Here is a 1,651-nt window from a genome sequence, read left to right as displayed (position 1 = left end):
CACCGAGACCGAACAGGAGGATGTGGATGCCTATGTGCAGCGCCTTGAGGCCCGTGGTCCCAATCTGCCCTATCCGCATTCCAGCGGGATCAACGGCAGCCGGCACGACCACATGCGCGAGCTTCGGGTGCAGAGCCATGGGAATCCGTTTCGGGTTTTCTACGCCTTCGATCCCCGGCGCACGGCGATCCTGCTAATCGGCGGCGACAAGACGGGGAATGACAGGTTCTACGAAGAGATGATCCCGGTGGCCGATGCCCTCTATGATCAGCACATCGACGCCCTCACGGCAGAAGGATTGATCAGGAAATGACCGGACGCAGTTCTTTTTCGACGCTTCGCAACCGGATGTCGCCGGAGGCGCAGGACCGCGCCCGTGCCAAGTCCGAGGCGCTTGAGAGCGAAATGGCCCTAGCCGAGGTGCGCCGGGCCATGAAGCTGTCCCAGGAGGAGCTGGCGGCGATCCTCCAGATCAACCAGGCGTCCGTCGCCAAGATGGAGAAGCGCACCGACATGTACATCGGGACGCTGCGCCGCTTCATTCAGGCAATGGGGGGCGAGCTGGAGATCGTGGCGCGCTTTCCCGACCGTCAGATCAGGATCGACCAGTTCAGCCAGGACGCTGCGGAAGTGGTTGCCCGCTGATGGGTGATAGGTCTTGGTAACCTGTTCAGGTTCTACAATCCTACCAACTCGCAGGCGCATTTGACCCGTCCATTTTCTGGACGAGGCGAGCCTTCGATGTAGGTCCAGCCATTTTCGGTCGAGAGCCTTTCAAGCTGCCCTGTTCTGGTCAGACGGCCTTCACGCCGGAGAATATCGATCCTCTCAAACAAGGTTTGCATATCGGAGCTGTGCAAAACACCTGTCTCAACTTGGGTCAACTGCCGTGTCTTGCAGTTCAGAAGGCTGAACCGCTGACTGTTGATGTATTCTGAGCCAACGTATTCTGTTGCAATGCCCACGAAAGGGCCACCCTCCTTTGTTACTGGGTGCTCAATTCGCGTGGATTGATCTGGACCTGGTCCTCGGTAGCCACAGTTCGGCAGGGTTTGCCCAATAGGAACATTGGACTCAGGCACGCATCCTGCCATTAAAACGAGTGCTGCGAGGGCGATTGAAGGCCGCATTTTTTATCCTTGTCGCAAAAAGTAGATTATAGACGTTTTTTCATTCTCCGGCCTGCATTGGCGGGTCGATCCAGAAGGCGCAGAACCGGCGTTTTTCGGGGTTGGTCACCACGGTTCCACCTGCTCCCGTGCAGAAGATCCCCGGATGCTCCCCGAAGGCGCGGGCGTCGGCCCGTCCCTGCAGCCAGAAGTGCCCCAGAACGCCCAGGAGGGCACCCAGGGCGACCAGGCCGCCCGCCACGGCAAACACCCCACCCGACCAGTAGAGGGCCTGCCGGCTGCCTTTCAGGGCCTCCAGACGCATCCGGTTGGCCGCCTGCGTGACCTCGTCCTGCAGCCCGGCCACGGCTTTGGCGGCCCCGTCCCGGGCCGCCTGGAGGTTGGCCTGGTAGCTTCGGTCGATGACCCGCTCGGCCGCATCGAGGACTTTCGCGCTCCGGTCCTGGGCCTCCTTCACCGACGCCTGGACGGCGGCGCGCAGGGCGGCGGCTTCCTTCTTGGTGGTGGCGGTAGCGGTGAGG

3 protein-coding genes are annotated in these 1,651 nt (G+C 61.3%); 2 read left to right on the top strand and 1 reads right to left on the bottom strand.

What is annotated here, in order from left to right; translation table 11 throughout:
• Positions 1-313 (top strand): type II toxin-antitoxin system RelE/ParE family toxin (locus tag BLQ03_RS17630; RefSeq protein WP_139166820.1); only part of this gene is annotated, 313 nt, incomplete at its 5' end.
• The gene (locus tag BLQ03_RS17625) at positions 310-645 is read left to right on the top strand and encodes an XRE family transcriptional regulator (protein ID WP_090757588.1); all 336 of its coding nucleotides are present in this window, start codon (positions 310-312) and stop codon (positions 643-645) included. The genes BLQ03_RS17630 and BLQ03_RS17625, both read left to right, overlap by 4 nt.
• Positions 646-1,170: 525 nt before the next feature.
• Here BLQ03_RS17625 and BLQ03_RS18500 read toward each other — a convergent pair.
• Positions 1,171-1,651, bottom strand: a 481-nt coding sequence (locus BLQ03_RS18500; protein ID WP_217629801.1) for a hypothetical protein, incomplete at its 5' end; no start/stop codon positions are given.

This window comes from Paracoccus chinensis (assembly GCF_900102885.1).
Taxonomy (GTDB): Bacteria; Pseudomonadota; Alphaproteobacteria; order Rhodobacterales; family Rhodobacteraceae; genus Paracoccus; species Paracoccus chinensis.
Note: the sequence above shows the minus strand (reverse complement) of the source record. Positions and strands in the feature narration are given on the sequence as shown.

Excerpts from the sequence above, each read along its gene's own strand:
- BLQ03_RS17625 (WP_090757588.1), top strand. The coding sequence starts at position 310 with ATGACCGGACGCAGTTCTTTTTCGACGCTTCGCAACCGGATGTCGCCG.